Consider the following 2,694-nt stretch of genomic DNA (forward strand, 5'->3'; position numbering starts at 1 on the left):
CCAGCGCCCCGCCCGCGCTGCTGCCGCCCACCACGACCCGCGCCGGGTCGATCCCCAGCTCGGCCGCGCCCGCGCCTGCGACCCACACCAGCGCGTCGTAGCAGTCGTGGAACCCGGCGGGGTAGGGGTGCTCGGGCGCGAGCCGGTAGTCCACCGACACCACCACGACCCCGGTCCTGGCCGCGATCTCCCGGCACCGGGCGTCCTCGGTCTCCAGGTCGCCCGCGGTGAACGCCCCGCCGTGGAAGAACACCAGCGCGGGCGCGGGGTCCGCCCGCCGCACCGGCCGGTACACCCGCGCCGGGACGTCCGGGCTGCCCTCGCGGGTCGGAACCGCCCGCTCGGCCACCTCCAGCGCCGCGTCGTGCGGACCGGCCCCGCGCAGCGCCCGCGCCAGCCGGAACCCGCGCCGCAGCGTGGTCCGCACCGACTTCGGGTCCGAGTAGTCCACGACCGGCTGCATCCCGGCGGACTCCAGCAGCTCCCGGTCGATCCCGTGGAGGTCGTGCTCGCTCACCGTGCTCCACCGCTTTCCTCGCCGGGAAACAACCTTCGATCCGCCAACGCCGGGAACTCGGCGCGGGCCGCCGCCACCGAGGACGGCGCGAACGCCACCCGCAGCTCACCCGGCTCCGAGCCCGCCTCCGCCAGCACCTCGCCCCACGGGTCGACCAGGACGCTGCGGCCGGCCAGCTCCGTGCCGTGCTGCGTCCCGGCCGCGTTCACCGCCAGCAGGAAGCACTGGTTCTCCAGCGCCCGCGCCCTGGTCAGCAGCCGCCAGTGCGCCACCCGCGCGGCGGGCCACGCCGAGGTCACCAGCAGCAGCTCGGCCCCGTCGTCCACCTGCGCCCGGAACAGCTCCGGGAAGCGCAGGTCGTAGCACGTGCTCAGCGCGACCCGGCCGAACGGGGCCGCGTGCGCGCCCACCCCGTCGCCGGGCGCGAGCAGCTCGCTCTCCCGCGCGCCGTAGCCGAACAGGTGCACCTTGCGGTAGGTGTGCGCCAGCTCCCCGTCGGGGGTCAGGAGCAGGCTCGTGTTGTGCAGCCGCCCGTCCGGCGCCCGCTCCACGACGCTGCCCGCGTGCAGGTGGACCCCGGCGGCGCGGGCCGCCTCGCCCAGCGCGGCCACGACCGGGCCGTCCAGGGGCTGCGCGGTGCGCGCGTAGTCGTCGAACGCGAAGAACCCCGTGGCCCACAGCTCGGGCAGCAGCACCAGGTCCGCGTCGCCCAGCGCGGCGACGCGCTCGCACACCCGCTCGACCCGCTCCCGCGGCGACAGCTCCGCCGGGGTGGCCTCCTGCAGCAGGACCGCGCGCAGCCGCCGCCCGTCCGACCAGTCGGAGCCCGGAACGCCCGAGCCGCCGGAACCGCCCGAACCGCCCGTCGTGCCAGAGAAACCCTGCCCCGCCGGTAACTCCCGACCGGCGGGGTCCTGACCCGCTGGGCTCGCCGCCCGGTCCCCGCCCCCCGCGCTCAGCGGACCCTGCCCGCGAGCAGGTAGGCGTCCAGCGGCCCGAGCTGGCCCCGGAACAGCTTGTCCAGGTCCGCGTCACCGGTCGTCGGCAGCTCGCCGTACAGCTCGTCCAGCCCGTCGTACGCGCCCCGGATCGCCAGCGTCGTCCGGTCCAGGATCGCGCCCTGGCCCAGCCACGTGGCCATGTCCAGCGCGCTGTCCGCCACGTCCTCGGGCACCGGCAGGCTCGGGTGCGGGTGCAGCACGTGGTGCTCCTCCTGGAGCAGCCCGCGCATCAACCGGTAGAACACCGGGCTCTCGCTGCGCGCGGTCAGGTACACCGGCAGGTCGGGGCGGCACGCGGGCAGCACCGCCTCGTGGATGCGCTCCCGCATGACCTTGCGCATGACCCCGCGCGACTGCTGCTCGGGCACCATGCCGGTGGAGTCCAGGTACACCAGGGTGCGCCGGTCGTAGGGCAGCACGTGGAACCCGGTCCAGCCGATCATGCGCCCCTCGGGCGAGGCGATCAGCACGAACTCGGCCAGCCGCTCCAGGTAGCCCTCCTTGGAGCGCTGCGCCCAGTACGGGGTCATGTCGGCGCCGAAGGACCGGGTGGTGACGGGGACGAGCGCGTCGTAGATCCGCCACTGGGCGGACAGCGTGAGGACCCGGCCCGGCCGGTCGACCACGAACGCGGTCAGCCCGCCCTCCTGGGGGAAGGTCCGGTAGTGCGACACCGAGTCGCCTAGCACGTCCGCGACCAGCGGGAGGGCCGCTGCGGTGGTGGGGGCTCCGATGCTGATGGTACTGCCCTGCTTTCATCGTCGGACCCGCTCCCGGAAGCGCTCGCACGAGCGCGGCGCGGGGGGGCCTCGGCCTGGGACGGGGCGCGCCGGGGGCGAGGCCGCCACCGGCACGGACCGGGACCTTCCGCCCCGGAGGTTTCCTTTGCGTAGCCCCGAAAGGGCGTCACCCGCTCAGCGCCCACCGGCTTCCGGGACGCCCCGCTGCTCGCTCCCGTCCCGACCCGCGCCCAGGACGCCGTCGCCGAACACCGTGCGGTAGCCGGAGGCCGTGCCGCCCGCCAGCTCGCCGCCGTCGACCACGAGCTGCTGCCCGGTCAGGTACCTCGCCTGCGGCGAGGCGAGGAAGAAGAACGCGTCGGCGATCTCCGACGGGTCGGCGTGCCGCCCGGCCGGGATGCGCGCGTTGACCTCGGCGAGCATCTCGTCGGTGTAC

4 protein-coding genes are annotated in these 2,694 nt (G+C 75.7%); all 4 read right to left on the reverse strand.

Annotated features, from left to right (window positions below):
* Positions 1-517, reverse strand: a 517-nt coding sequence (locus ACTUAL_RS19600) for an alpha/beta hydrolase (protein WP_440901267.1), incomplete at its 3' end; no start/stop codon positions are given.
* Positions 514-1,251, reverse strand: coding sequence for a nitrilase-related carbon-nitrogen hydrolase (locus ACTUAL_RS19605; protein WP_440901268.1), 738 nt, complete (start codon positions 1,249-1,251; stop codon positions 514-516). The genes ACTUAL_RS19600 and ACTUAL_RS19605, both read right to left, overlap by 4 nt.
* A 221-nt stretch (positions 1,252-1,472) precedes the next feature.
* On the reverse strand, positions 1,473-2,192 hold the full coding sequence (locus tag ACTUAL_RS19610; protein WP_440901269.1) for a GNAT family N-acetyltransferase: 720 nt from the start codon (positions 2,190-2,192) through the stop codon (positions 1,473-1,475).
* A gap of 240 nt (positions 2,193-2,432) precedes the next feature.
* Positions 2,433-2,694: SDR family oxidoreductase (locus tag ACTUAL_RS19615; protein WP_440901270.1), on the reverse strand; the 262-nt coding region annotated here is incomplete at its 5' end.

The sequence above is a fragment of the Actinosynnema sp. genome (assembly GCF_052038725.1).